The organism is Streptomyces fumanus, assembly GCF_014655295.1.
Taxonomy (GTDB): Bacteria; Actinomycetota; Actinomycetes; order Streptomycetales; family Streptomycetaceae; genus Streptomyces; species Streptomyces fumanus.
In genome coordinates this window covers 92,277-117,693 of record NZ_BNBI01000007.1, presented here as the reverse complement: position 1 = coordinate 117,693, position 25,417 = coordinate 92,277, and the positions used below count along the sequence as shown (strand labels likewise).

General features: G+C 73.8%; 24 protein-coding genes. 7 read left to right on the top strand and 17 right to left on the bottom strand.

Annotated elements, in window-relative coordinates; translation table 11 throughout:
* Position 1: 1 nt before the first annotated feature.
* The 14 genes from IE316_RS16950 to IE316_RS16890 form a co-directional block, all read right to left on the bottom strand.
* Positions 2–643, bottom strand: a complete 642-nt coding sequence (locus IE316_RS16950) for a phosphorylase family protein (protein WP_190205195.1) — start codon at positions 641–643, stop codon at positions 2–4.
* Positions 643–2,670: a squalene--hopene cyclase gene (shc, locus tag IE316_RS16945; protein WP_190205194.1), complete on the bottom strand. Its 2,028-nt coding sequence runs from the start codon at positions 2,668–2,670 to the stop codon at positions 643–645. Before shc ends, IE316_RS16950 begins: the two co-directional genes overlap by 1 nt.
* Before the next feature lie 103 nt (positions 2,671–2,773).
* Positions 2,774–3,838, bottom strand: coding sequence for a polyprenyl synthetase family protein (locus IE316_RS16940; protein ID WP_190205410.1), 1,065 nt, complete (start codon positions 3,836–3,838; stop codon positions 2,774–2,776).
* Between the two features lie 65 nt (positions 3,839–3,903).
* Complete coding sequence (gene hpnE / locus IE316_RS16935; RefSeq protein ID WP_190205193.1) at positions 3,904–5,337, bottom strand: hydroxysqualene dehydroxylase HpnE; 1,434 nt, start codon at positions 5,335–5,337, stop codon at positions 3,904–3,906.
* On the bottom strand, positions 5,334–5,474 hold the full coding sequence (locus tag IE316_RS36255; protein ID WP_351057022.1) for a DUF6380 family protein: 141 nt from the start codon (positions 5,472–5,474) through the stop codon (positions 5,334–5,336). The genes hpnE and IE316_RS36255 overlap by 4 nt, the downstream gene beginning before the upstream one ends.
* Positions 5,474–6,421, bottom strand: a complete 948-nt coding sequence (gene hpnD, locus IE316_RS16930; RefSeq protein ID WP_190205192.1) for a presqualene diphosphate synthase HpnD — start codon at positions 6,419–6,421, stop codon at positions 5,474–5,476. The genes IE316_RS36255 and hpnD overlap by 1 nt, the downstream gene beginning before the upstream one ends.
* Entirely contained in the window at positions 6,418–7,350 is a 933-nt protein-coding gene (gene hpnC / locus IE316_RS16925) for a squalene synthase HpnC (RefSeq protein WP_190205191.1), read from the bottom strand. The genes hpnD and hpnC overlap by 4 nt, the downstream gene beginning before the upstream one ends.
* Before the next feature lie 289 nt (positions 7,351–7,639).
* On the bottom strand, positions 7,640–8,434 hold the full coding sequence (locus IE316_RS16920) for an ABC transporter ATP-binding protein (protein ID WP_190205190.1): 795 nt from the start codon (positions 8,432–8,434) through the stop codon (positions 7,640–7,642).
* Complete coding sequence (locus tag IE316_RS16915; RefSeq protein ID WP_190205189.1) at positions 8,427–9,362, bottom strand: ABC transporter permease; 936 nt, start codon at positions 9,360–9,362, stop codon at positions 8,427–8,429. The genes IE316_RS16920 and IE316_RS16915 overlap by 8 nt, the downstream gene beginning before the upstream one ends.
* Positions 9,363–9,462: 100 nt before the next feature.
* Positions 9,463–10,335, bottom strand: a complete 873-nt coding sequence (locus IE316_RS16910; protein ID WP_190205188.1) for a glycosyltransferase family 2 protein — start codon at positions 10,333–10,335, stop codon at positions 9,463–9,465.
* A gap of 8 nt (positions 10,336–10,343) precedes the next feature.
* Positions 10,344–11,123: a CDP-alcohol phosphatidyltransferase family protein gene (locus IE316_RS16905; RefSeq protein ID WP_190205187.1), complete on the bottom strand. Its 780-nt coding sequence runs from the start codon at positions 11,121–11,123 to the stop codon at positions 10,344–10,346.
* On the bottom strand, positions 11,101–12,162 hold the full coding sequence (locus tag IE316_RS16900; RefSeq protein ID WP_190205186.1) for an iron-containing alcohol dehydrogenase family protein: 1,062 nt from the start codon (positions 12,160–12,162) through the stop codon (positions 11,101–11,103). Before IE316_RS16900 ends, IE316_RS16905 begins: the two co-directional genes overlap by 23 nt.
* Positions 12,150–12,905, bottom strand: coding sequence for a phosphocholine cytidylyltransferase family protein (locus IE316_RS16895; RefSeq protein ID WP_190205185.1), 756 nt, complete (start codon positions 12,903–12,905; stop codon positions 12,150–12,152). The genes IE316_RS16900 and IE316_RS16895 overlap by 13 nt, the downstream gene beginning before the upstream one ends.
* Positions 12,902–14,710 carry a DUF5941 domain-containing protein gene (locus IE316_RS16890; RefSeq protein WP_190205184.1) on the bottom strand — a complete coding sequence of 603 codons (1,809 nt, stop codon included), beginning with the start codon at positions 14,708–14,710 and terminating at the stop codon, positions 12,902–12,904. Before IE316_RS16890 ends, IE316_RS16895 begins: the two co-directional genes overlap by 4 nt.
* 493 nt (positions 14,711–15,203) lie before the next feature.
* On the opposite strand from IE316_RS16890, the gene IE316_RS16885 reads away from it, so the two are divergent.
* Entirely contained in the window at positions 15,204–16,142 is a 939-nt protein-coding gene (locus tag IE316_RS16885; RefSeq protein WP_190205183.1) for a cation diffusion facilitator family transporter, read from the top strand.
* Positions 16,143–16,330: 188 nt separating this feature from the next.
* A complete protein-coding gene (idi, locus tag IE316_RS16880; protein WP_190205182.1) occupies positions 16,331–16,924 on the top strand; it encodes an isopentenyl-diphosphate Delta-isomerase in 594 nt (197 codons plus the stop codon).
* On the opposite strand, the gene IE316_RS16875 is transcribed toward idi, so the two are convergent.
* Entirely contained in the window at positions 16,857–17,408 is a 552-nt protein-coding gene (locus IE316_RS16875) for an ATP-binding protein (RefSeq protein ID WP_190205409.1), read from the bottom strand. The genes idi and IE316_RS16875 overlap by 68 nt on opposite strands.
* Before the next feature lie 175 nt (positions 17,409–17,583).
* Positions 17,584–18,222: an HdeD family acid-resistance protein gene (locus IE316_RS16870; protein WP_190205181.1), complete on the bottom strand. Its 639-nt coding sequence runs from the start codon at positions 18,220–18,222 to the stop codon at positions 17,584–17,586.
* A 116-nt stretch (positions 18,223–18,338) separates the two neighbouring features.
* Between IE316_RS16870 and IE316_RS16865 the strand changes: the two genes are divergently transcribed.
* The 4 genes from IE316_RS16865 (at position 18,339) to IE316_RS16855 (ending at position 22,660) form a co-directional block, all read left to right on the top strand.
* A complete protein-coding gene (locus IE316_RS16865) occupies positions 18,339–19,088 on the top strand; it encodes an enoyl-CoA hydratase/isomerase family protein (RefSeq protein WP_190205180.1) in 750 nt (249 codons plus the stop codon).
* 50 nt (positions 19,089–19,138) lie between these two features.
* Positions 19,139–20,008 carry an SCO6745 family protein gene (locus IE316_RS16860; RefSeq protein ID WP_190205179.1) on the top strand — a complete coding sequence of 290 codons (870 nt, stop codon included), beginning with the start codon at positions 19,139–19,141 and terminating at the stop codon, positions 20,006–20,008.
* A gap of 97 nt (positions 20,009–20,105) precedes the next feature.
* On the top strand, positions 20,106–20,237 hold the full coding sequence (locus tag IE316_RS35960) for an LPFR motif small protein (RefSeq protein ID WP_268257645.1): 132 nt from the start codon (positions 20,106–20,108) through the stop codon (positions 20,235–20,237).
* 92 nt (positions 20,238–20,329) lie between these two features.
* The gene (locus tag IE316_RS16855; RefSeq protein ID WP_190205178.1) at positions 20,330–22,660 is read left to right on the top strand and encodes a Tex family protein; all 2,331 of its coding nucleotides are present in this window, start codon (positions 20,330–20,332) and stop codon (positions 22,658–22,660) included.
* A 13-nt stretch (positions 22,661–22,673) separates the two neighbouring features.
* On the opposite strand, the gene IE316_RS16850 is transcribed toward IE316_RS16855, so the two are convergent.
* Positions 22,674–24,314, bottom strand: coding sequence for an ABC-F family ATP-binding cassette domain-containing protein (locus IE316_RS16850; RefSeq protein ID WP_190205177.1), 1,641 nt, complete (start codon positions 24,312–24,314; stop codon positions 22,674–22,676).
* A gap of 99 nt (positions 24,315–24,413) precedes the next feature.
* On the opposite strand from IE316_RS16850, the gene IE316_RS16845 reads away from it, so the two are divergent.
* Positions 24,414–25,367, top strand: coding sequence for an FAD-dependent oxidoreductase (locus IE316_RS16845; protein ID WP_190205176.1), 954 nt, complete (start codon positions 24,414–24,416; stop codon positions 25,365–25,367).
* The last annotated feature ends 50 nt before the right edge of the window (positions 25,368–25,417 follow it).

The window sequence follows — 25,417 nt, the reverse complement described above, 5'->3', positions numbered from 1 at the left end:
CTCACCTCCTGGGGAGCAGCAAAGAACGGTGCCATTCATAGAAAGCGGGAAGGACGGAACGAAGAACGCGGAAGGCCGATATTCCACCGCGCAACGTACCGATCCGGACGAGCTCGTGTTCTGGAGCGTCCACGACCACCCGCACGGCCGCAACCGGGCGCGCGGCCGTGCGTACGGCGCTCAGGAGCGTGGCCGCGGACTCCATGTCGACCGCGATCGCGCCGGTGGCGAGCAGGTCCGCGCGTTCGGGGCCGCGGACCACGTGGTCGGAGCCGGTGAGCGGCCCGGTGTGCACGGTCCGCCCGGGCAGGGTCCGGGCGAGTTCCTTGACCAGCCGGTCGGTGCCGACGCAGCCGACCGTGCCGCGCGGGTCCCGGGTCTCCTCGGCGACCACCAGGTCGCCGGGGTGCATGCCCGGGGCGAGCCCCGCGCAGAAGCCGGTGGCCAGCACGGCGGCGTCGGCGAGCGCAGGGTCGGCCAGGACCCGGGTGACGGACCGCTCGGCCGACCTGGGGCCCATGCCGGTGCGCAGCACGGTCACGGGCCCGCCGGCGCCGCCGCGGTCGCCGGCGCGCAGGGCGAGGTGCTCGATGCCGAGCGCGCAGGCGATCAGCAGCGGTGCCGGGGCGGAGGGGGTGGGCATCAGCCGGCCTTCGCCTCGGCGCGGGTCCGGCCGGCGGTGTGCCGGGTGAGCACGGCGGGCTCCCCGTGCACGTACCGGCCGAGCGCGGTGAGCGGGAAGACCTGGCGGTACAGGTGGTAGTTGATGGAGAAGTCCCAGGGGAAGCCGGTGCCGGTGAAGTACGGCTCGTCCCAGGAGCCGTCCTCGCGCTGGGTGGCGGCCAGCCAGGCGATGCCGCGTTCGACGGCCCTGGACTCCCGTTCCCCGGCCGCCAGCAGGGCCATCAGTGCCCACGCGGTCTGCGAGGCGGTGGAGGCGCCCCGGCCGCTCCACTCCCGGACGTACCGGTAGGAGCGCAGGTCCTCGCCCCAGCCGCCGTCGTCGTTCTGCACCGACTCCAGCCAGGCCACCGCGCGGCGGATCGCCGGGTGCGCGGCGGGCAGTCCGGCGGCGACCAGGGCGGGGACCACCGAGCCGGTGCCGTAGACGTAGTTGACGCCCCAGCGGCCGAACCAGGAGCCGTCCGCCTCCTGTTCGGCGAGCAGCCACTGGATGCCGCGCCGGGTGCGCGGGTCGTGGGCCAGGCCCTCGGCGGCGAGCATCTCCACGACGTGCGCGGTGACGTCGGCCGACGGCGGGTCGATGACCTCGCCGAAGTCGCAGAACGGCAGCCGGTTGGGGAACGGGCTGGTGTTGTCCACGTCGAAGGCGCCCCAGGCGCCGTTCTTCGACTGCATGCCCAGGTTCCAGCGCACCCCGCGGCCGATGGCCTTCTCCACCCGCTCCGGGTCGTGGTGCCGCACCCGGCGCAGCGCCAGGACGACCTCGGCGGTGTCGTCGATGTCGGGGTAGTTGTCGTTGTGGAACTCGAACGCCCAGCCGCCGGGCGGCAGTCCGGGCCGCTTGACCGACCAGTCGCCGGGGCGCACCACCTGTTCGCCGAGCATCCAGTCCGCGGCCTTGACGAGCTGCGGGTGGTCCGCGGGCACCCCGGCGTCGGCCAGCGCGATGGTCGCCAGGCAGGTGTCCCACACCGGGGACTGGCACGCCTCGATCATGCGGGCGCCGTCCTCGCGCCAGACCGCGAACCGGTCCAGGGACTCCAGGCCCGCCCGCATCACGGGGTGTTCGAGGTCGTAGCCCAGCAGGTACAGGGCGATGACCGAGTACACGGCCGGGGGCTGGATGCCGCCCCAGCAGCCGTCGTTCTCCTGCCGCTCGATGATCCAGCGGGCGGCGGCGTTCATCGCGGCGCGGCGCACCTTGCGGGGGGCGACCCGGCGGAAGGCGTGCAGTGCCTTGTCGATGCGCTGGAAGGCGCCGTCCCAGGTCGCGGCGGGGGCGAGCGGGCGGGCCGGGTTGGGGTCCGCGGGGTCGGTGTGCAGCTCGTCGAGGGGGAAGGGGGCGGGGCGGACCGGGCGCTTGGCCGAGACGACGGTCAGCGGCACGATGGTCTGCCGGGCCCAGCAGCCGAAGTCGTAGATGTTCAGCGGCATCCAGGTGGGGAACCAGATGAGTTCCGGCGGGAGTTCGGGCAGGTCCTCCCACTTCCACCAGCCGAACAGGGCGAGCCAGATCCGGGTGAAGACCCGGGTGGCCGCGATGCCGCCGCGGGCCCGGACCCACGCGGCGGCCTTCGCCATGTGCGGCGCGTCGGGCGGGTCGCCGGCCAGTCTCAGGGCCACGTACGCCTCGACGGTGGCGGACAGTTCGCCGGGGCCGCCGTAGAAGGTGGCCCAGGTGCCGTCCTCGCGCTGCTCGCCGCGGATGAACAGGGCGGCGGCGCGCACGGTGTCCTCGTCGAGGATGCCGAGGAACTGGCGGAGCAGCAGGTCTTCGGCGTCCATGGTGACGTTGGTCTCCAGGTCGCCCTTCCACCAGCCCTCCGCGTCCTGCCGGGCGAGCAGGAATTCGGTGGCGCGCCGGGTGGCGCGGGCGGCGGCTTCTTGTACCCCGGTCGCCTCGGGGACGGTGCTGGTGGTGTCACTGGCCGCGGCTGCGCGGGGCGGCAGGGTGGCCCCGGTGCTTCCGTCGGTCGTCGCTGTCATGGCTTCCCCTTCGTGCAGTGTGCGTGTCTGCTGTGGGTCCGCCGTCGGCCGGTGCCCGGGGCACCGGCCGGCGACTACGCGAGGGCTGTTCGACCGATAGCGATCATCTCTTCCGTACGACGACGAAGTCGGCGAGCGCCGTGAACCGGTCCCGGACCGCGCCGGGCATGTCCACCGCGTCGAGGGCCTCGATGGCGATGGTGTGCTGGCGGCGCGCCTCCTGGGCGGTCCACTCGCGCCCGCCCGCCTTCTCGATGAGGGCGGCGCGGGCCGCGAACTCCTCCTCGGAGAAGTTCGCGAAGTCGCTGCTCCCGGCGTCGGCGGCGAGGAGTTCGCCGAGCCGTTCGGCGGCGGCGCCGTCGGCCGCGAGGGCGGCGACGACCGGGAGGGACTTCTTGCGCTGGCGCAGGTCGCTCCAGGTCTGCTTGCCGGTGGCCTCCGGGTCGCCCCAGATGCCCAGCAGGTCGTCGACGGCCTGGAAGGCGAGGCCGAGGTGGTAGCCGTACTTCTCCAGCGCGTCGGCGGTGCGGTCGTCGGCGCCGCCGAGGACCGCGCCGATGGAGCTGGCGCAGGCCAGCAGGGCGCCGGTCTTGTTGCCCTCCATCTCCAGGCACTCCTCGACGCTGACCCGGTCGCGGTGCTCGTAGGAGATGTCCTGGGCCTGGCCGTCGATCAGGGCGCGGGTGGCGCTGGTCAGCCGGCGGGTGGCGCGGCCGGCCTCGACGGTGCCGAGTTCCAGCAGGATCTCGTTGGCCAGCGCGAACAGGGCGTCGCCGACCAGGATGGCCTGGGCGGGGCCGTGCACCTTCCAGACGGTGTCGCGGTGCCGGCGCTGTTCGTCGCCGTCCATCAGGTCGTCGTGCAGCAGCGAGAAGTTGTGGACCAGTTCGACGGCGACCGCGCCGGGCACGCCCGCCTCGGGGGCGCCACCGGTGACCTCGGCGGAGAGCACCGCCAGGGCGGGCCGCACGGCCTTGCCGCCGTCGCCGGCCGCCGGGTTGCCCTGGGCGTCGATCCAGCCGAAGTGGTAGGCGGCGACGGTGTCCATGGGAGGCGCCAGACGGTCGACGGCCGCCCGCAGAACCGGCGTGGCCAGGGTCCGGCCGCGCTCCAGCAGCGCGGTCACGTCCACCGTGGTCCGTCGGTCGGCCGCCGGGGCCGGGGGCACAGTGGGCACAGTCTTTCCTCCAGTTGCGGTACCGGGGGTGCGGTCGGTGCCCCGCGCTTCGGTTCTCACGCCGCCTCCTCGAAGAAGTCGGGGAGGACGTCGCGGGACCGGCCCAGCGCGTCGAGCGCGGCGCCCGCCGCACCGACACCGCTGCGGACCGCACTCTCCATGGTCGCGGGCCACCCGGTGGCGGTCCACGCTCCGGCCAGGTACAGGCCGGGTGCCTTGGTGCGGGCGCCGGGCCTCAGCCGTCCGACGCCGGGGGCGGGGGCGAACGTCGCGGTGCGCTCCCTGGTCACGAAGAAGTCCCTCACCTCGGCGCCCCGGGCGCGGGGCAGCAGCCTCTCCAGTTCGGGCAGGTAGCGCTCGCGCAGCACGGCCACGGGTTCGTCGATCTCGTCCTGGGCGGCCGACTGCGACACCGCCAGGTACTGGCCCTCGGTCAGGCCGGAGGCCCCGGTGCGGTCGAACACCCATTGCAGGGGGGTGCCCAGCGCGGTGAGGAACGGCGTGTTGAGCACCTGGCGGTCGTAGACCACGTGGACGTTGAGGATCGGCGCGTCGCCCATCCGCAGCAGCCGATCGGGGTCGTCCAGGACGCCGTCGGGGAGCAGTCCGTGCGCCTCGCGCTGGGGGACGGCGAGGACGACGGCGTCCGCGTCGATCCGCTCGCCGGGAACCTGAACGCTCCATCCGCCGTTCTCGTTGCGGGAGACGGAGGTGACGCGTGTACGGACCTCGGTACGGACGCCCGCGGAGTCGAGCGCCTTGCGGGCCAGCCGGTCGTGCAGTTCGCCCAGGGGTACGCGGGCCCAGCCGATGTCGGCCGCGCCCGGGTCGGACAGCAGACCGGTCTTGAACACCATCGCGGCGAGCCCCAGGGAGGCGTCGCCCGCGACCGCGTTGAGGGTGGCGACCCCGACCAGGTCCCACAGGGCCTCCACGGCCCGCGGCGACTGGCCGTGCGCGGCCAGCCAACCGCCGAAGTCCTGGGTGTCCAGGTCCGGATCGGCGAGGTCGAGCCCCTTCAGCGCGAGCGCGGCCCGGCCCACCCGGGCCCGGTCGGCGAGCGACAGGTGCGGATACGTGGCGAGGCTGCGCCCCAGGTGCAGGGGGACCGGCAGCGCGTCCCGGCGCAGCCGGCCCAGCCGCCGGCCCTCGGGCCGGGTCACGTCGACCACCGGCACGTCGAGCCGGTCCTGCAGCGGAGCGAGCGCGGTGCCCTCGATGCGGTCGAGGAACCAGCGGTAGGCGGTGCAGCAGCGCAGGTAGACGTGCTGGCCGTTGTCGACGGTCAGCTCGCCGCGCCGGAAGGAGAAGGCGAGCCCGCCGAGGCGGGGCCGGCCCTCCAGGAGGGTGACGCGGACGCCCGCGTCGGCGAGCGCGAGGGCGGCGGTGACGCCGGCCAGCCCGCCGCCGACGACGACGGCGTGTGCGCCGGGGCGCGCGGTGACGTCCGAGAGCGCTCTCCCGGGCCGCGTGCCGTTGTCGTGGGTCATCGTGCGCCCTTCCCCGCTCGGCGGCCGTGGTGAGTGAGCGTCGCCCGGTCGGCCGTCTCCGTCAGGGACGCGGGCGACCGGCGGAGGGTTGCCCGAGGTGTGTCCCCGGTTGTGTCGTCCTGGGCCGGATTGTCCATCAAGCGCGCCTCCTGACCGTCCGGCGCGTCACATGCCGGGCGTCCAGGCCGGACAGGCCGCGCACGGCGACGTACGCCTTCTCGCGGCCGGGCAGCGAGACCCGGCCGCGCAGCACGGCCTCCGGGTCGCGTTCGATGCGGTCCAGGAGTCGGCGGTAGATGCCGGCCATGGCGGCGACACAGGCGCCGCTGCGCCGGTCGAGCATGGGCAGCAGCCGGTAGCCCTCGGCGAACAGGGCGCGGGCCCGGCGCACTTCGAAGTGCACGAGGCCCGCGAAGTCGGAGCCCTCCGGTGGCCTCGGCCCGCTGAACCCGGCCGAGCAGCCGAATTTGGCGAGGTCGTCGGCGGGCAGATAGGTACGCCCGCCCTCGGCGTCCTCGCGGACGTCCCGCAGGATGTTGGTGAGCTGGAGGGCGAGGCCGAGCGTGTCGGCGTACTCGGGGGCGCGCTCGGCGCCGCGCGCTCCCGGTTCGGTGCCGAAGACGCCGAGCGAGAGCCGGCCGATGGCACCGGCCACGCAGCGGCAGTAGACCTTCAGGTCGTCCCAGGTCTCGTAGGTCTCGCCGCGCAGGTCCATCTCGACGCCGTCGATGAGTTCGTCCAGGCCGCCGAGCGGGATCGGGAAGCGCCGGGCGGCGTCCGTGAGGGCGACCGCGACCGGGTCGGTGTCGTCCTCCTCGACCGCGCCCTCGCGGATCCGGCCCAGCAGCGCCCGGGTCTCCTCCAGCCGGGCCGTCTTGACGTCGGCGGCGAGCGGGCCGTCGCCGATGTCGTCGACGCGGCGGGAGAAGGCGTACAGCGCCGACATCGCCCGCCGCTTGGGCGTGGGCAGCAGCCTGATGCCGTACGCGAAGTTCCGGGCCTGCTGTCCGGTGACGGTCTCGCAGTAGCCGTAGGCGGCGAGTACCGGCGCGGACGCGGGTTCTGACTCCACCGTCCGGATCACCCCTCTCCTCGCAGAATCAGGCCCGTCTCGCGCAGCAACTGCACCTTGCCGGGCTTGGGCGGGCCGGGAAGTACGTCGAAACCGGCGGCGGCGATCGCCCGGAGCGCCGCCCTGCCGCCCGCCACGAACCCCGCGAGCAGCAGCCGGAGCCTGCCGTGGACGCTCCCCACCAGGGGGGCGCCCTCGTCCAGGAGATCGCGGGCGCGTTGCGCTTCGTAGGCAATCAGGGCGCGCACCGACGCGCCAGCGCTTTTCGCGGCAAGGTCCGCCTCCCGGACGTGGAATCGCTTCATGTCCTCGGCGGGCAGGTAGATGCGGTCCCGGCCCAGGTCCTCGGCGACGTCCTGAAGGTGCTCGACGATCTGCAGGGCCGTGCAGATCGCGTCGGAGCGGCGGACCCGCTCGGGCGTCGAGGTGCCGGTGACGGCGAGGACCAGCCGGCCGACCGGGTTGGCCGACAGCTCGCAGTAGGCGAGCAGGTCGCCGTAGGTCTGATAGCGCCGGACCGACTGGTCCTGGCGGTTGGCGGCGATCAGACCGAGGAAGGGCTCGGGGGTCAGCGCGCGGCGGCGCACGGTGGGCCGCAGGCGCCGCAGGATCGGGTGGTGCGGGGTGCCGTCGAAGACCCGGCGCAGGTCGGCCTCGAAGGCGTCGAGGAGGGCGAGGCGGTCCTCGGCGCGGGTGTCGGGGACGCCGAGGAGGCGGGCGTCGGCGCCGCCGGGGGCCAGGTCGCCGTCGCCGATGTCGTCGACCAGACGGGCGAACCCGTAGACGGCCATGAGGTCGGCGCGCCAGTCGCGCGGGAGGAAGAAGGGGGCCACCGGGAAGTTCTCTCCGGCGGCCTTGTCGAGCGTGCCGCGCTCGGTGTCGGCGGCGCTCGCCGCGGGGGTGAGGGTCACGGGCGGCCGCCCGGGACGTGACCGGCACATGCTTCTCGGAGGTGGGGAGTTTCCGTAGCCATTGCCGTCACATCTCCCGTTCTACACTGCCTACCCAATACACACTATTTCGGACACGCCGCCCGGTGGCCCGCGCGGCAGCCCTGGCTGAGGGTGTCGGGCATTATCGCCCCATGTGCCGCGTTTCGGGACCGGTACAGCTTACGTTGTACAGCTCATCGAGCGACGCGGGGGGCGTTCGCACATCACAACAACACACCGATTGACTCCAAGATTCCTGTGCCGGACCGGAGTTGACGGTTCCTTTGCGCTAGCGCGGCTACCTGGCCGTGAACTTCTCGTACTCCTTGAGCACCTCGTCGGTGGGCCCGTCCATCCGCAGTTCGCCGCGCTCCAGCCACAGGACGCGGTTGCAGGTGTCACGGATCGACTTGTTGTTGTGACTGACCAGGAAGACCGTGCCGGCCTCCTTGCGCAGCTCGCGGATGCGGTTCTCGGAGCGCTTCTGGAACTTGCGGTCGCCGGTGGCCAGCGCCTCGTCGATCATGAGGACGTCGTGGTCCTTGGCGGCGGCGATGGAGAAGCGCAGCCGGGCCGCCATGCCGGAGGAGTAGGTGCGCATCGGCAGGGTGATGAAGTCGCCCTTCTCGTTGATGCCGGAGAAGTCGACGATGTCCTGGTAGCGCTCCTTGATCTGCTCGCGGGACATGCCCATGGCGAGGCCGCCGAGGATGACGTTGCGCTCGCCGGTCAGGTCGTTCATCAGCGCCGCGTTCACACCGAGCAGCGAGGGCTGGCCGTCGGTGTAGACCCTGCCCCGCTCCGCCGGGAGCAGGCCGGCGATGGCCCGCAGCAGGGTGGACTTGCCGGAGCCGTTGGAGCCGATCAGGCCGATGGCCTCACCCCGGTAGGCGACGAAGGAGACGCCCCGTACGGCGTGCACCTTGCGCACCCCGCGCTCCTCGCCCCGCTTGAGGATCCGGCTCAGGGCGGCGGTGGCGCTGCCCCTGCCGGTGCGGGCGCCGTTGACTCGGTAGACGATGTGCAGGTCGTCGGCGATGACGGTGGGGATGCGCTCGCCCCCGGGGCGCTCCTCCTGGGGCTGCTCAGCCACGGCCGTACCTCTCCTCCGCCTTCCAGAAGTACACGAAGCCGACCACCCCGGACAGCACCGCCCAGCCCAGGGCGAAGGCCCACACGTGCGGGGGCAGGTAGGAGGAGCCGTAGTCGTCGATCAGGGCGAAGCGGACCAGGTCCATGTAGATCGCGGCGGGGTTCCACTGCAGGACGTCGGCGAGCCAGCCCGGCACGTCCTTGCCGGCCAGCATGGCGGGGATGCTGAACATCACGCCGGAGGCGTACATCCAGGTGCGCATCACGAACGGCATCAACTGGGCCAGGTCGGGGGTCTTGCTGCCGGCCCGGGCGAAGATCAGCGCCAGGCCGGTGTTGAAGACGAACTGGAGCGCCAGGGCGGGCAGCACCAGCAGCCAGGACAGGCCCGGATAGCTGCCGAACGCGATCATGACGATGACCAGCACGATCATCGAGAACAGCAGTTGCTGGAGCTGCTGGAGGGCGAAGGAGACCGGCAGCGAGGCCCGGGGGAAGTGCAGCGCCCGCACCAGGCCGAGGTTGCCGGAGATGGCCCGCACGCCGGCCAGCACCGAGGACTGGGTGAAGGTGAAGACGAACACGCCGGTCACCAGGAACGGCACGTAGACCTCGTGCGGGATGCCGCGGCGGGCGCCGAGCAGCAGGCCGAAGATGAAGAAGTACACCGCCGCGTTCAGCAGCGGGGTGGCCACCTGCCAGAGCTGGCCCAGCTTGGCCTGGCTGTACTGGGCGGTCAGCTTCGCCTGGGAGAAGGCGATGATGAAGTGCCGCCGCCCCCAGAGCTGACGGACGTACTCGACGAGGGAGGGGCGGGCGCCGCTCACGGACAGCCCGTACTTGGCGGCGAGCTCGGCCGCCGTCAGGCCCTCGTCGGGTGACACGGGCTTGGTCAGGGCGACCGTGCCGTCGTGCGTTGTCTCACTCACTGGTGGAAACTTTCGTCTTCGGGAGGCTCGGCCCGTACGGGCCTGGGCGTGAGCGCCGTGGCCCGTGCCCGGGCCGCCCGGACGCTCGGGTACGAGCTTGTCAGATCACCGGGGGCCGGCCCAGTCGGGTCAGCCGCCACACCGTACGCCACTTCATCGGGCGGCGGGGTCCGCAGGGGGTGGCCCAGCCTTCCCGGAAGCCGCCGAACCAGGCTTTCAGCGCCGGGCGGGAGGGGCGGCGGGCCAGGGTGAGCAGCAGCCAGACGCCGAGGTAGACGGGGACCAGGGGGGCGGGCAGGTTGCGGCGGGCCAGCCAGACCCGGTTGCGGGCGACCATGCGGTGGTACACCGCGTGCCGGGAGGGCGCGGTCGTCGGGTGGTACAGCACCATGTCGGACCGGTAGTCGATCATCCAGCCCGCGTCCAGGGCCCGCCAGGCCAGGTCGGTCTCCTCGTGCGCGTAGAAGAACGCGTCCGGCAGGCCCCCGACCTCCTGGAAGACCCGGGTACGGACCGCGTTGGCGCCGCCGAGGAAGGTGGTGACCCGGGAGGAGCGCATCGGGTCGGCGGCGCGCAGCCGGGGCACGTGGCGGCGCTGGGTGACGCCGGTGTCCGGGTCGGCGATGCGGAAGCTGACGATGCCCAGCTCCGGGTCGGCGGCGAACGCCTCCCGGCACAGTTCGGCGGTGTCGGTGCGGGCGAGCAGGCCGTCGTCGTCGAGGAAGAGCAGGATGTCGACGTCCTGGCCGCCGGGGCCGAACGCCTCGATGCCGACGTTGCGACCGCCGGGGATGCCGAGGTTCTCGGGGACCTCGACGGTGCGCACGCCGTCGGGGACGTCGGGGACGGGCGAGCCGTTGCCGACGACGACGATCTGGACCGGGTCGCCGTCCTGCTTGGCGACGGAGTCGATCAGGGCGCGCAGCTCGTCGGGGCGGTTGCCCATGGTGATGATGACGGCGCCGACCTTCATGGGGCGGCTCATTTCAGCCTGCTGGAGGCGAGGACGGACACCAGGTGCAGCAGGGTCTGGAGCAGGGCGATGCCGGCCAGGACGGCGGTGCCCAGGCGGGTGAAGAACAGGTCGCCGCGGGCCGCGTCCACGATCGCCAGGACCAGGATCAGCAGGGACGCCTCGATGCCGAGGATGAGGCGGTGGAACTTCAGCGCGGCGGCGGCCCGGCGGGCCAGCGCCATGCCGGAGGAGCGCATCTCGGCGGCGGCCTCCTTGACCGGCTCCTTGCCGGCCTGGTGCCGGGCGACCTGGACCAGGTCGGTCTCGGCCTTGATCAATATGGCGCCGAGGGCGGCGAGGGTGCCGAGGAAGGCCCACAGCCAGTCGATCCGCCCGGTGCCCCACAGGTCGGCGGCGCGCAGGCCGAGGCCGACCAGGACGGCCGCGTCGGTGAGGTAGGCGCCGACCCGGTCCAGGTAGACCCCGCCGAGGGAGTACTGCTTCTTCCAGCGGGCCACCTCGCCGTCGACGCAGTCCAGCAGCAGGTACATCTGCACGCAGACCACGCCGAGCACGGCACCCGCGATCCCCGGCACCAGCAGGGCCGGGGCCGCGAGCACACCGAAGACGGTCATCAGGTACGTGAGCTGGTTGGGCGTGACCCGGGTGTTCACCAGGTAGCGGTCGACCCGCAGGGACACCTCACGCATGTAGAGGCGTCCCATCCAGTGCTCACCGCTGCGCCGGTCCTTCACCCCCGCGGGGTGCACGACCGGACGGAGTTCAGCTACCGATGGCCTTGACATAGTCGGCGTAGATGTCCTTGATCTGTGGGGTCTTGAGGTCGAGGTGTTCGAGGATCGTGTACCGGCCGGGGCGGGTCTGGGGAGCGAACTCCACCGCCCGGACGAACTCCTCCTGGGTGAAGCCGATCTCCTCCGGCAGCACCGGCAGTCCGTGCCGGCGCAGCACCGAGGCCATGCGGGCCGCTTCCTCGTGGGCGCCGCGCAGGTACATCGCGAAGGCCGCGCCGATCCCGCACTGCTCTCCGTGGGCGGCGGCGCGCTTGGGGTAGAGCAGGTCGAAGGCGTGGTTGATCTCGTGGCAGGCGCCGGAGGAGGGGCGCGAGTCGCCGGAGACGGACATGGCGATGCCGGTGAGGACCAGGGCCTCGGCCAGGACCTGGAGGAAGGCGTCGTCGCCGACGCCGCCGGGGTGGCGCAGCACCGCCTCGCCGGCCTGCCGGGCCATCGCGGCGGCGAGGCCGTCGACCTTCTCGCCCTTGACGCGGTGGGCGAGTTCCCAGTCGGCGACCGCGGAGATGTTGGAGATGGCGTCGCCGATGCCGGAGCGGACGAAGCGGACGGGCGCCTCCCGGATCACGTTGAGGTCGATGACGACCGCGATCGGGTTGGGCACGCCGTACGAGCCGCGGCCCGCGTCGTTGTCGAGGGTGGCGACCGGCGAGCACAGGCCGTCGTGCGCGAGGTTGGTGGCGACGGCGACCAGCGGCAGGCCGACCCGGGCCGCCGCGAACTTGGCACAGTCGATGATCTTGCCGCCGCCCAGGCCCACGACGGCGTCGTAGTGGCCGGCCTTTATGTCGCCGGCCAGCCGGACCGCGTCGTCGAGGGTGCCGCCGCCGACCTCGTACCAGGTGGCGCCGGGCAGCGAGGGGGCGAGGCGCTCGCGCAGCCTGGCCCCGGAGCCGTTGCTGACGGCGATGGCGAGCTTGCCGGACTGGGAGATCCGCTCGTCGGCGAGGACGCCCGCGAGGTCGTCGAGGGCGCCCGCGCGGATGTCCACGACGACCGGCGAGGGGATGAGCCGGGTCAGTACTGGCACGCGATCTCCCGTCCCCGGGCGAGATCGTCGTGGTTGTCGATCTCCACCCACGCGACCTCGCCGATCGGCGCCACGTCGATCCGGAAGCCGCGGTCGACCAGCTCCTGGTAGCCGTGCTCGTAGAACTGCTGGGGGTCGGTCTGCCAGACGGTCTTCAGCGCGTCGGCCAGCTCGGGCGCGGCGTCGCCCTCGATGAGGGTGACGCCGATGTACTCGCCGGTGGCCTCGGCGGGGTCCATCAGCTTGGTGATCTTCGTCATGTTCCCCTTGGCGGGGTCGACGACGACCTTCATCTCCTCGTCGGCCAGGGACTTCACCGTGTCCAGGGCGAGGATGATCTTCTTGCCGTCGCCGCGGGCGGCGAGCAGCGTCTTCTCGACGGAGACGGGGTGGACGGTGTCGCCGTTGGCGAGGATCACGCCGTCCTTGAGGGCGTCCCGGCCGCACCACAGGGAGTAGGCGTTGTTCCACTCCTCGGCCTTGTCGTTGTCGATGAGGGTGAGCTTGAGGCCGTACTTGGCCTCCAGCGCCGCCTTGCGCTCGTACACGGCCTCCTTGCGGTAGCCGACGATGACCGCGACCTCGGTCAGGCCGATCTCGGCGAAGTTGCCGAGGGTGAGGTCGAGGACGGTCGGTTCGCCTTCTATGCCCGCGGGCCCCACCGGCACCAGCGCCTTGGGCAGGCTGTCGGTGTAGGGGCGCAGGCGCCGTCCGGCGCCGGCCGCGAGCACGAGGCCGATCATGCGGTTTCTCCTTCATCGTGTACGGCGGGTGATCCGGCCCGGTGGGCGGAGACCCAGTAGCGGATGCTCTCGAAGAGCACCAGCAGGGCCACGGCCACGGCGAGCACCGTGAGCGCGGCCGTGAACCGCGGGGCGGTCAGCACCGCGGCCAGAACGGTGACGAGCAGGGTCCGCCCCTCGTGTCCCCCGATGGCCCGCACCAGCCAGGCCGGGGGTGCCCCGGCGCCGCCCCGGATGCGGTAGACCGTGTCGTAGTGATGGTAGGCGACGGCCGCCACCAGCCCGAAAGCCGCCGGAAGGGCTCCGTTCACGTCCGCCCGGGCCGCCAGCAGCAGGACGGTGAGGTACTCGGCGGCGCGGAAGAACGGCGGGACCAGCCAGTCGAGGGCGCCCTTGAGGGGCCGGGCGACGGCGGCGGCCGAGGTCAGGGCGTAGACGGCGGCGGCGAGGACCGGCCAGGGGGTGCCGAAGCCGGTGGCCGCGGCCGTGGCGACCACGGCGGCGCCGCCCGCCAGGGCCACTACCGGGGCGAGGCCGCCGGGCAGCCGGCGCGTCACCCGGGCCAGCCCTTCGGCGACGGGCCCGCTGTCCGCGAGGTCGGCCAGCGCGCGGGCGGCCCGGTCGGTGCGGCGGGCCTTGCTGTTCAGCGAGCGCAGGACCCGGCCGGCCGTGGTGTACGCGGCGGCGAAGGCGCAGCCGATCAGCAGCACCCAGAAGGTGATCCGGGGGGTGGTGACGGCGGTGAGGACGGCGATCAGCGCCCAGCGTTCGCCGATCGGCAGGACGATCATGCGGCGGACCCAGACCGTCCAGCCGACGCTGTCGAGCCTGCCGGACAGGGCGGCGGTGGGGCTGGCGTTGGCGGGGGCGTCGGTGCCCGTGACATGTGCCTCGTTGAAGGCGAAGTCGACCACGTGCCGGCAGGTCTGGAGGACCATCGCGCCGAGGGCGAGGGCCCATACGTCGTCGCCGCCGCGGGCCGCGCCGAGGGCGAGGCCGGCGTAGTAGGCGTACTCCTTGGCGCGGTCGAAGGTCGCGTCGAGCCAGGCGCCGAGGGTGGAGTACTGCAGCGAGTAGCGGGCGAGCTGGCCGTCGGTGCAGTCCAGCACGAAGGAGGCGATGAGCAGCACGCCGGCCGCGACGAAGCCGCCGCGGGTGCCGGTGGCCGCGCAGGCCGCCGCTATCAGGGCGGTGAGCAGGGAGGCGGTGGTGACCTGGTTCGGGGTCAGGCCGCGGCGGGCGCACCAGCGGGCGATGTAGCGGGAGTACGGGCTGATGCAGAAGGTGGTGAAGAAGCCGTCGCGGGCCTTGACCGCGGACTTCAGGCGGACTGCCTCGTCGTCGACGGCGGCGACGGCCTGCCGGGCCTCGTTGGCGGCCTGCGGGTCGGCGGGGACGCGGGCGACCAGGCTGCCCAGCTCGGGCCGGTGGACGGCGGCGCCGTCGGCGTCCAGGGCGGTGACGATCCGGTCGGTGAGGCTGCCGACCAGGGTGGTGCCCCCGGACGTCTCCTGGCGGGCGAGCGCGCGGGCCAGGGCCGGGCGGGCGGCCGGCTGGGCGGTCACGGCGCCGGGGATCGCGGCGAGCGGGAAGCGGGGGTCGGTGAGGCCGAGGCGCAGGGCGTGCACATGGCCGACGAAGCGGGCGTCGACCACGGCGACGCGCTCACCCCCGGGCACCGCGGCGAGGAGGGTCCCGGCGCCGGCGGCGTCGGCCGCGTGGCGGACCTCGAAGCCGAGCGCCCGCAGATCGGCCTCGATCGGCGAACCGGGCACCGGCTGACCGGTGAGGATGGCGGTCGACAACCGAACTCACTCCCTGGATGCCGACGCCGTGCGCGCCGGGCCTGTGCATGGTGGGGCGCCCGTGCCTGCGACACCCGGGCGGCATGTCGGCAGAGGCTATCGGATGACCACAACGTCGCGTTCACCGCCCGTTTGGCGGCCGGTCGACGCGGATTGCACGCACCTTTGCCGCGATCATCATCGGGGATCGGAGGCCCGGCCTCCAAACCGCGCGCCCAGAACGGGCATCGGGGGACATCGCGCCCCCGCGGACCGTGACGTGACCGGCGGCCGGCCGTGGTGGGGCCGCGGCGCGGTGCGGGCGGTCGCGTCGGCCGCGCGGGCGGCCGGGACGCTCGGGCGGCGGGCCCGGCGGGTGAGCGCCCGGCGCTCTGACCTGCGTAACGTTTTCGCAGGTCAGAGCAGATGACAACGGTGTTCAGCGTCGCGTTGCCGGATACCCCCCACCCGTAGTTGACTGGGCCACCCGGACGGACAGGGAAAGGCGGCGGCCATGGGGGCTGGGCACGATCACGGGCACGCGCACGGCGGGCCCCCGGGCGGTACGGCGACCGCCGCCTACCGGGGCAGGCTGCGGGCGGCGCTGGGGATCACGCTCACCGTGATGGTCGTGGAGATCGTCGGCGGGGTGCTGGCCGACTCCCTGGCGCTGGTGGCCGACGCCGCGCACATGGCGACGGACGCGCTGGGCCTGGGCATGGCCCTGCTGGCGATCCACTTCGCGGGCCGGCCGGCCACCGGGCGGCGCACCTTCGGATACGCCCGCGCCGAGATCCTCGCGGCGCTGGCCAACTGTCTGCTGCTGCTCGGGGTGGGCGGCTATGTGCTCTTCGAGGCCGTCGACCGGTTCGTCACCCCGGCCGGTACCGAGGGCGGGCTGGCCGTCTGGTTCGGCGTGGTCGGCCTGGTGGCGAACACGGTGTCGCTGGGGCTGCTGATGCGGGGCCAGGCCGAGAGCCTGAACGTGCGGGGCGCGTTCCTGGAGGTCGCGGCGGACGCGCTGGGCTCGGTGGCGGTGATCGTGGCGGCGCTGGTGATCGTGACCACCGGCTGGCAGGCGGCCGACCCGATCGCCTCGCTGGTGATCGGCCTGATGATCGTGCCGCGGACCGTGAGGCTGCTGCGGGAGACATTGGACGTGCTGCTGGAGGCGGCGCCCAAGGGCGTCGACATGGAGGAGGTGCGCTCGCACATCCTGGCGCTGGACGGGGTGGAGGACGTGCACGACCTGCACGCCTGGACGATCACCTCGGGGATGCCGGTGCTCTCCGCGCACGTGGTGGTCAGCTCCGAGGCGCTGAACGCGATCGGCCACGAGAAGATGCTGCACGAGTTGCAGGGCTGCCTGGGCGTCCACTTCGACGTGGAGCACTGCACCTTCCAGTTGGAGCCCGGCGGCCACGCGGAGCACGAGGCACGGCTCTGCCACTGAGACCGGCCCGCCCCGGACGGTTCCCGGACCGCGGCACCGGGCACGATTCACCTTCGGGGCCCTGGCCCGCGCGCCGCCCGGTGCCCTCCGCGCGCCGCCCGCGCGGGACATGCGGGCACCGTGAAGTGCCGGGGCCGCCGGGATCGTGCGGCACACTGGGGACGCGAGGACCGATGCGAAGGATGGGTATGCCGATCACACCTGCCACCGTGACGCACACCGCGTCGAACGGCTCCGCGGACGCGATTCTGCTGGAGCTGGTCGACGAGAACGGCGTGACGATCGGCACCGAGGAGAAGCTCGCCGCGCACCAGCCGCCGGGACGACTGCACCGCGCCTTCTCCGTGTTCCTGTTCGACGAGCGCGGCAGGCTGCTGCTCCAGCAGCGGGCGCTGGGCAAGTACCACTCCCCCGGTGTCTGGTCGAACACCTGCTGCGGTCACCCCTACCCCGGCGAGGCGCCCTTCGCGGCGGCGGCCCGGCGCACCCACGAGGAGCTGGGGATCTCCCCGTCGCTGCTCGCCGAGGCGGGCACGGTGCGCTACAACCACCCGGACCCCGCCTCGGGGCTGGTGGAGCAGGAGTACAACCACCTCTTCGTGGGCCTGGCGCAGGCCCCGCCGCGGCCCGACCCGCAGGAGGTCGCCGAGACGGTCTTCGTCACCCCCGCCGAGCTGGCCGAGCGGCACGAGCGGGACACCTTCTCCGCGTGGTTCATGACGGTGCTGGACGCGGCCCGTCCCGCGGTCCGCGAGCTGACCGGCCCGTCCGCCGGCTGGTGAGGGGACCCGGCTGGGGCTCGCCGGGCTTGAGCGGCAGGACGGCCCGGACCGCCTTGCCGCCGCCGGCGGTGCGGGCCACCTCGAAGGCCCCGCCGGCCTCCCGGGTGATCTCCCGGACCAGCAGCAGGCCCCGGCCGCCGGTCCGGCCGTGGTCCGCCTCCAGGGCGGCCGGCCGGTAGGGGTGGCCGTCCTCCACGGACACCCGCAGCCAGTCGGCGCCGACGGCGACCTCCACGGCGAGCTCCGGAGAGAGCACCGCCGCGTGCCGGACGGCGTTCGTGACCAGCTCCGAGACGATCAGGAGCAGCCCCTGCACCAGGTCGTCCGGGGCCGGCACGCCCTGCCGGCGCAGCAGGTCCCGCACGGTGTGCCGGGCCCGGGGGACGGAGGCGTCGACGGCGGGGGCGGTGAACCGCCACACGCCCTCGTAGGGCCCCGGAACCGCGGGTCCGGGGCCGCCGGGTCCGCGCCCGTCGTCGTGCATCGTCCGGTCGCCGCCCTCGCGCTCGCTCGCCGCCACAGCACCGAGTGTCGGTACCGCCTCGCTCCGCCCCGGCCCGCTGAGCACAAGTCGGCGCCTATCGAACGCTTCTGATCGTTGCGGTGTGCCAGGGCCGGTTGCCGGACCGATCCTGTCCCGGACGCGCCGGTCCGGCGGACTACTCCGGGGGTACGGATCCGGCGGCCCGGCCGCCCGGTTCCTCCCCCGGGCCGCCTTCCGCGGCGAGCCGGTCGGAGACCATCCCGACGATCCGCCGCCCGCCGAAGCCGGTCGCGATCAGCCCCAGCCCGTCGAAGAGCAGCGCCAGCGAGAAGAACGTACCGATGACGTACTGGCTGCCGCTCGGCCAGGAGATCAGCACCAGGACGCCGAGGAGCAGGTCGAAGGCGCCCAGCAGCAGCGTCCAGCCGAACTGCGGGCCGCGCACGATCACGCTGCCGACCAGCCGGAACAGCCCCGCGGTGAGGAACAGCAGGGCGGCGAACATGGTCAGCGCGGAGGCCGCCGCGTGCGGCTTGGTGACGACCACCACGCCGGCGGCGAGGTTGAGCGCCGCGACCACGGCGCCGAGCCAGAAGAAGCTGCCGCCGCGCGACTCGACGGCGTGCAGCAGCCCGACCACCCCGCCGACCAGCAGCAGCCAGCCGAACAGCAGCATCGAGGTGAGCGTGGCGACCCCGGTGTAGACGAGGCCGACCAGGCCGGCGAGCACCAGCAGCACGCCGAGGGCGGTGAGCCGGCCGAAGCCCCGGCTGAGCCGCGCGGCGCCGGGCGAGGACTTGGCGGACGTGGTCATGGGCTGCGCCTCCTCGGACGTCGTCCCCCACGGGGTACCCTCTGCGTTCCCTTCTGCCCGCGCTGCCCGGCGGCTACCGGCCCCGGCTTCCCGACCGGCCGGTAACATCCCGGCGCATGGAGCCCGAGCTGCGGCATCACCTCACCGGCGCGGTGGCCACCGTCGTCATCGACCGTCCGGCCAAGCGCAACGCCATGACGGCCGCGATGTGGCGGGCGCTGCCGCCGCTGCTCGACGCCCTGGCGGCCGACCCGGCGGTGCGGGCGCTGGTGCTCACCGGCGCGGGCGGGACCTTCTGCGCCGGGGCCGACATCGCCACGCTGCGCGAGGGGCCCGAGGAGGCGCAGCGCCTGGCGGTGGCCGCGGAGGAGGCGCTGGCCGCCTTCCCCAAGCCGACGCTGGCCGCGATCCGCGGGCACTGCGTGGGCGGCGGCACCCAGCTCGCCGCCGCCTGCGATCTGCGGTTCGCCGAGGAGGGCGCGCTGTTCGGGGTGACCCCGGCCAGGCTGGGCGTCGTCTATCCGGCCTCCGCCACCCGGCGGCTGGCCGCCCTGGTGGGCCCGGCCGCCACGAAGTACCTGCTGTTCTCCGGCGAGTTGATAGGCACCGGGCGGGCGCTGCGCACCGGGCTGGTCGACGAGGTGCTGCCCGCCGGGGAACTGGCGGAACGGGTCGAGGAGTTCACCCGGGTCCTGGTCTCCCGCTCGGCGCTGACCCAGGCCGCGGCGAAGGAGTTCGCGGACGGGCGCACCGGCCGGGACGCGTACTGGGCCGCCCAGGCGCGCGGCAGCGGCGACACCGCCGAGGGCGTGGCCGCCTTCCTGGAGTGCCGGGCGCCGCGCTTCACCTGGAACGGGCCGGTCTGATCCCGGCCAGGGCGTCGCGCACATACTGAGCGGTTGCTAACGTGCCCGGCATGACGACTGCCGCGATCGACCGGCGCCCGGGCCGCCGCTGCCACAACGCCCTCAACACGCTGCACTCGACGCACTACTTCTCCCCCGACCTCGACCGCGAACTGGGCGCGCTCGGGATCACCGACCCGCGGGCCGTGAACTTCGCGGCGCGGGCCGCCGCGCTGGGCCCGGTCGGCCCGGGCACGGTGACGGCGACCTTCTACAACTACAAGTACGACCTGGTCGCCCGGCACGTACCGGCCGTCTGGGAGACCGCCCGCCCGCCGGAGGTGCTGGCGGCACGCGCGCGTGCCGTCGACGCGACCCTGCGCCGCCTGCTGGGCGCGCGGGTCCTGGCCTCGGCGGAGCTGGCGGAGGCCGCCGAGCTGGCGCTGCGGGCCTGCGAAGCCTGTGCGCGCCCGGCCCGGCCGCTGTACTCCGCCCACGCCGACCTGCCGGTGCCCGAGGAGCCGCACCTGGCGTACTGGCACGCCGCCACCCTGCTGCGCGAGCACCGCGGCGACGGGCACCTCGCCGTGCTGACGGCCGCCGGACTGGACGGCCTGGAGGCGCTGGTGACGCACACCGCGACCGGCCGGGGTCTGGCCCCCAAGTGGGTGCTGCGCACCCGGGGCTGGTCCGCCGGCGAGTGGGACGCGGCGGCCGGGAGGCTGCGCGAACGCGGGCTGCTCGACGCCGACGGGGAGCTGACCGAGCGGGGCGCGGCGCTGCGCGCGGAGATCGAGGAGGAGACGGACCGGCTGGACACGGCCCCCTACGAGCACCTCGGCGCGGCGGGCGTGGCCCGGCTGACCGAACTCGCGACGGCCTTCGCGCGCACCGCGGTCGCCGCCGGCGCCTTCCCCGCGGACCTGTTCGGCAAGGGCTGACGGCGGGGCGGCGCGGGCCGGCCGGGCATGCCGGGCCGTTCCCGAGGTACCCGTACTGTGCCGGCCGACCGGCCGGCCAAGGACAAGGGAGGCTCTCGTGTTCCGTGCCATCGCAGACGTGCTGCGTCAGATCGGCGGCGCCGTCGCCACCGTCGTCACCCTGCCGTTCCGCGCCCTGGCCCGGCTGTTCGGCGGGGCGTCCGGTTCGGCCCGCGGCCACCGCGCCTGACCCGCCGGGCCCCCGTCCCGACCTGATCCCCGGTTGTCGGTGCGACCTGCCACAATTGCCGCGCAACCTCAGTGAGAAGGCGGTACGGGATCGTGACGACACCCGAGTCGATCGACACCAGGTCCATCGAAGGCAGGATCGCCGGGGAACTCGGCGTACGGGAGCGGCAGGTGAAGGCCGCGGTGGAGCTGCTCGACGGCGGCTCGACGGTGCCCTTCATCGCCCGCTACCGCAAGGAAGCGACCGAGATGCTCGACGACGCGCAACTGCGCGCGATCGAGGAGCGGCTGCGCTACCTGCGGGAGCTGGAGGACCGGCGGACGGCCGTGCTCGACTCGGTGCGCGAGCAGGGCAAGCTCACCGCGGAGCTGGAGGCCCGGATCCGCGGCGCGCAGACCAAGGCCCGCTTGGAGGACATCTACCTCCCCTACAAGCCCAAGCGGCGTACGAAGGCGCAGATCGCCCGGGAGGCCGGGCTGGAGCCGCTGGCCGAGGGGCTGCTCACCGACCCGTCCGTCCAGCCCCTCGCCGCGGCCGCCGCGTTCGTCGACGCGAGCAAGGGCGTGGCCGATCCGCAGGCGGCCCTGGACGGAGCCCGGGCGATCCTCACCGAGCGGTTCGCCGAGGACGCCGACCTGATCGGTGAGCTGCGCGAGCGGATGTGGCAGCGCGGGCGGCTGACCGCCAAGGTGAAGGAGGGCAAGGAGGAGGCGGGCGCCAAGTTCGCCGACTACTTCGACTTCTCCGAGCCGTTCACCGCGCTGCCCTCGCACCGCGTCCTGGCGATGCTGCGCGGCGAGAAGGAGGACGTCCTCGACCTGGTCCTGGAGCCCGAGGAGCCCACCGACGGGCCCTCCTCGTACGAGGGGATCGTCGCGCACCGGTTCGGCATCGGCGACCGCGGCCGGCCCGGCGACAAGTGGCTGCTGGACACGGTCCGCTGGGCCTGGCGCACCCGCATCCTGGTTCACCTCGGCATCGACCTGCGGCTGCGGCTGCGCACGGCCGCCGAGGACGAGGCGGTCGAGGTGTTCGCGGCCAACCTGCGCGACCTGCTGCTGGCCGCCCCGGCCGGCACCCGCGCCACGCTCGGCCTGGACCCCGGCTTCCGTACGGGCGTGAAGGTGGCCGTCGTGGACGCCACCGGCAAGGTCGTCGCCACCGATGTGATCCACCCGCACGTCCCCGCCAACCGGTGGGACGAGGCGATCGCCAAGCTCGCCAAGCTGGCGAAGGAGCACGCGGTCGAGCTGATCGCGATCGGCAACGGCACGGCCTCCCGCGAGACCGACAAGCTCGCCGGGGAACTGATCGCCAAGCACCCGGAGCTGAAGCTGACGAAGGTGATGGTCTCCGAGGCGGGCGCGTCCGTGTACTCGGCCTCCGCCTTCGCCTCCCAGGAGCTGCCCGACATGGACGTGTCGCTGCGCGGCGCGGTCTCCATCGCCCGCCGGCTCCAGGACCCGCTGGCCGAACTGGTCAAGATCGACCCCAAGTCGATCGGGGTCGGCCAGTACCAGCACGACCTGTCCGAGGTGAAGCTGTCCCGGTCGCTGGACGCGGTGGTCGAGGACTGTGTGAACGGCGTCGGGGTGGACGTCAACACCGCCTCCGCGCCGCTGCTCGCCCGGGTCTCCGGCATCACCTCCGGGCTCGCCGAGAACATCGTGGCGCACCGCGACGCGCACGGGCCGTTCCGGTCCCGCGGCGAGCTGAAGAAGGTCTCCCGGCTCGGTCCGAAGGCGTACGAGCAGTGCGCGGGCTTCCTGCGGATCCGGGGCGGCGACGACCCGCTGGACGCCTCCAGCGTGCACCCCGAGGCGTACCCGGTGGTCCGGCGGATGGTGAAGACCACCGGGCAGGAGGTCGCCTCGCTGATCGGGAACACCTCGGTGCTGCGGTCGCTGCGGCCGGCGGACTTCGTGGACGACACCTTCGGTCTGCCCACGGTCACGGACATCCTCAAGGAGCTGGAGAAGCCGGGGCGCGACCCCCGGCCGGCGTTCCGGACGGCCACCTTCAAGGAGGGCGTGGAGAAGATCTCCGACCTCGCGGCCGGGATGGTGCTGGAGGGGGTCGTGACCAACGTCGCGGCGTTCGGGGCGTTCGTGGACGTCGGTGTGCACCAGGACGGGCTGGTGCACGTGTCCGCGATGTCGAAGACGTTCGTGAAGGACCCCCGGGACGTGGTGAAGCCCGGGGACATCGTGAAGGTGAAGGTGCTGGACGTCGACATCCCGCGCAAGCGGATCTCGCTGACGCTGCGCCTGGACGACGAGGCGGCGGCCCGGGAGCAGCCCCGGGAGGGCCGGGGCAAGCGGGCCCCCAGGCAGCGGCCGGCCCCCGGCGGCAAGGGCAAGCCGGCGGCGCCCGCGGGCAGCGGGGCGATGGCCGACGCGCTGCGCCGGGCCGGGCTGGCCTAGCCGGGCCCGGGGGTCAGCGTTCCGTCACCTTGCCGTCGGTCACGTCGAGGTGGCGGGTCAGGCGGACCGTGCCGAGCATCCGGCGGTCGTGGGTGACGAGGAGGAGCGTGCCCTCGTAGGCGTCGAGGGCCGACTCCAGTTGTTCGATGGCCGGCAGGTCGAGGTGGTTGGTCGGCTCGTCCAGGACGAGGAGGTTGACGCCCCGGCCCTGGAGGAGGGCGAGCGCGGCGCGGGTGCGTTCGCCCGGGGAGAGGGTGGCCGCCGGGCGCAGCACATGGTGCGCCTTCAGGCCGAACTTGGCCAGCAGGGTGCGGATCTCGGCCGGTTCGGTCTCCGGGGTGGCCCGCTGGAACGCGTCGAGCAGCGCCTCGGGGCCGTGGAACAGCCGCCGCGCCTGGTCGACCTCGCCGAGCAGGACGCCCGAGCCGAGCGAGGCGTGCCCGGCGTCCAGCGGGACCCGGCCCAGCAGCGCGCCGAGCAGGGTGGACTTGCCCGAGCCGTTGGCGCCGGTGACCGCGATCCGGTCGGCCCAGTCGACCTGGAGGGAGACCGGGCCGAGCGTGAAGCCGCCGCGCCGCACCTCGGCGTCCCGCAGCGTGGCGACGACGGCGCCGGAGCGCGGGGCCGCCGCGATCTCCATCCGCAGCTCCCACTCCTTGCGGGGCTCCTCCACGGTCTCCAGGCGTTCGATCATGCGCTGGGTCTGGCGGGCCTTGGCGGCCTGCTTCTCGCTGGCCTCGCTGCGGAACTTGCGGCCGATCTTGTCGTTGTCGTCGCCCGCCTTGCGCCGGGCGTTCTTGACGCCCTTGTCCATCCAGGAGCGCTGCATCTGGGCGCGGTCCTGGAGGGCGGCGCGCTTGTCGGCGTACTCCTCGTACTCGTCCCGGGCGTGCCGGCGGGCCACCTCGCGTTCCTCCAGGTAGGCGTCGTAGCCGCCGCCGTAGAGGTTGATCCGCTGCTGGGCGAGGTCGAGTTCGAGGACCTTGGTGACGGTGCGGGCGAGGAACTCGCGGTCGTGGCTGACGACGACCGTGCCGGCGCGCAGGCCGGTGACGAACCGTTCGAGGCGTTCCAGGCCGTCCAGGTCGAGGTCGTTGGTCGGCTCGTCGATGAGGAAGACGTCGTAGCGGGACAGGAGCAGGGAGGCGAGGCCGGCCCGGGCCGCCTGGCCGCCGGAGAGGGCGGTCATCGGCTGGTCGAGGCCGACGGTGAGGCCGAGGGCGCCGGCCACCTCCTCGGCGCGCTCGTCGAGGTCGGCGCCGCCGAGCGCCAGCCAGCGTTCCAGGCTGGTGGCGTAGGCGTCGTCGGCGCCGGGCGCGCCGTCGACCAGGGCCTGGGTCGCGTCGTCCATCGTCCGCTGGGCCTCGGCGACGCCGGTGCGGCGGGCGAGGAACGCGCGGACCGTCTCGCCGGGCCTGCGCTCGGGCTCCTGCGGGAGGTGGCCGACGGTGGCGGCGGGCGGGGACAGGCGCAGCTCGCCCTGTTCCGGCGGGGTGAGCCCGGCGAGCATCCGCAGCAGCGTGGACTTGCCGGCGCCGTTGGCCCCGACCAGGCCGATCACGTCACCGGGGGCGACGACGAGGTCGAGCCCGGCGAACAGGGAGCGGTCGCCGTGGCCGGCGGCGAGGTTCTTGGCGACGAGGGTGGCAGTCATCAGGGCGTCGATCCTAGTGGGCGGCGCGGGGCCGGAGCGGACCGAGGCCGACCGGGCCGGGCCGGGTTGCCGTGCGGCGTCTTCCGCTACGGTCCGCGTGTGGAGAACGGACGGGACAGTGACGTCGTCGTGGTCGGCGGCGGGGTGATCGGGCTGACCACGGCCGTGGTCCTCGCCGAGCGCGGGGCCCGGGTGCGGGTGTGGACGCGCGAGCCCGCGGAGCGCACCACCTCGGCGGTGGCGGGCGCGCTGTGGTGGCCCTACCGGATAGCACCGCTGGAAGCGGCGCGGGCGTGGGCGCTGCGCTCGCTCGACGTGTACGAGGAGCTGGCCGGGCGGCCGGAGCGGACCGGTGTCCGTCTGGTCGAGGGGGTGCTGGGCGAGACCGGCCGGGACGAGGTCGACGGGTGGGCGGCGGCCCGGCTGCCGGGGCTGCGGGCGGCGACGGCCGGGGAGTACCGCGGGTCGGGGCTGTGGGCGCAACTGCCGCTGATCGACATGTCGATTCATCTGCCGTGGCTGCGGGAGCAACTGGCGGCGGCGGGCGGCTCGGTCGGGATCCGGGCGGTCGAGCGGCTCACGGAGCCGGCCGCGCCGGTCGTGGTCAACTGCACGGGGACCGGCGCGCGGGGTCTCGTACCGGACCCGTCGGTGCGGTCGGTGCGCGGGCAGGTGGTGGTGGTCGAGAACCCCGGCATCCGCACCTGGGCCGTCTCCACCGACCCCGCGAGCGGGGAGATGGCGTACGTCTTCCCGCACGGTGACCGTCTGCTGCTGGGCGGCACGGCGGAGGAGGACGTGTGGTCGCCGGAGCCGGACCCGGCGCGGTCGGCGGCGATCGTCCGGCGGTGCGCGGCACTGTGGCCGCAGATCGCCGGGGCGCGGGTGCTGGAGCACCGGGTGGGTCTGCGTCCGGTCCGGCACGCGGTACGGCTGGAGCGCGAGGTGCTGCCCGACGGGCGCCTCCTGGTCCACAACTACGGCCACGGCGGCGCGGGCGTCACGGTGGCCTGGGGCTGCGCGCGGGAGGCAGCGGGGCTGATCACCGGCTGACCCGGCGTGCGGTCGCGGCCGGCCGAGGCGGGGGGCCGGTCCGGTCGACG

Excerpts from the sequence above, each read along its gene's own strand:
- IE316_RS16950 (WP_190205195.1), bottom strand. The coding sequence starts at position 643 with ATGCCCACCCCCTCCGCCCCGGCACCGCTGCTGATCGCCTGCGCGCTC.
- shc (WP_190205194.1), bottom strand. The coding sequence starts at position 2,670 with ATGACAGCGACGACCGACGGAAGCACCGGGGCCACCCTGCCGCCCCGC.
- hpnE (WP_190205193.1), bottom strand. The coding sequence starts at position 5,337 with ATGACCCACGACAACGGCACGCGGCCCGGGAGAGCGCTCTCGGACGTC.
- IE316_RS36255 (WP_351057022.1), bottom strand. The coding sequence starts at position 5,474 with ATGGACAATCCGGCCCAGGACGACACAACCGGGGACACACCTCGGGCA.
- hpnC (WP_190205191.1), bottom strand. The coding sequence starts at position 7,350 with ATGTGCCGGTCACGTCCCGGGCGGCCGCCCGTGACCCTCACCCCCGCG.
- IE316_RS16910 (WP_190205188.1), bottom strand. The coding sequence starts at position 10,335 with ATGAAGGTCGGCGCCGTCATCATCACCATGGGCAACCGCCCCGACGAG.
- IE316_RS16905 (WP_190205187.1), bottom strand. The coding sequence starts at position 11,123 with ATGTCAAGGCCATCGGTAGCTGAACTCCGTCCGGTCGTGCACCCCGCG.
- IE316_RS16895 (WP_190205185.1), bottom strand. The coding sequence starts at position 12,905 with ATGATCGGCCTCGTGCTCGCGGCCGGCGCCGGACGGCGCCTGCGCCCC.
- IE316_RS16885 (WP_190205183.1), top strand. The coding sequence starts at position 15,204 with ATGGGGGCTGGGCACGATCACGGGCACGCGCACGGCGGGCCCCCGGGC.
- idi (WP_190205182.1), top strand. The coding sequence starts at position 16,331 with ATGCCGATCACACCTGCCACCGTGACGCACACCGCGTCGAACGGCTCC.
- IE316_RS16875 (WP_190205409.1), bottom strand. The coding sequence starts at position 17,408 with ATGCACGACGACGGGCGCGGACCCGGCGGCCCCGGACCCGCGGTTCCG.
- IE316_RS16870 (WP_190205181.1), bottom strand. The coding sequence starts at position 18,222 with ATGACCACGTCCGCCAAGTCCTCGCCCGGCGCCGCGCGGCTCAGCCGG.
- IE316_RS16865 (WP_190205180.1), top strand. The coding sequence starts at position 18,339 with ATGGAGCCCGAGCTGCGGCATCACCTCACCGGCGCGGTGGCCACCGTC.
- IE316_RS16860 (WP_190205179.1), top strand. The coding sequence starts at position 19,139 with ATGACGACTGCCGCGATCGACCGGCGCCCGGGCCGCCGCTGCCACAAC.
- IE316_RS16850 (WP_190205177.1), bottom strand. The coding sequence starts at position 24,314 with ATGACTGCCACCCTCGTCGCCAAGAACCTCGCCGCCGGCCACGGCGAC.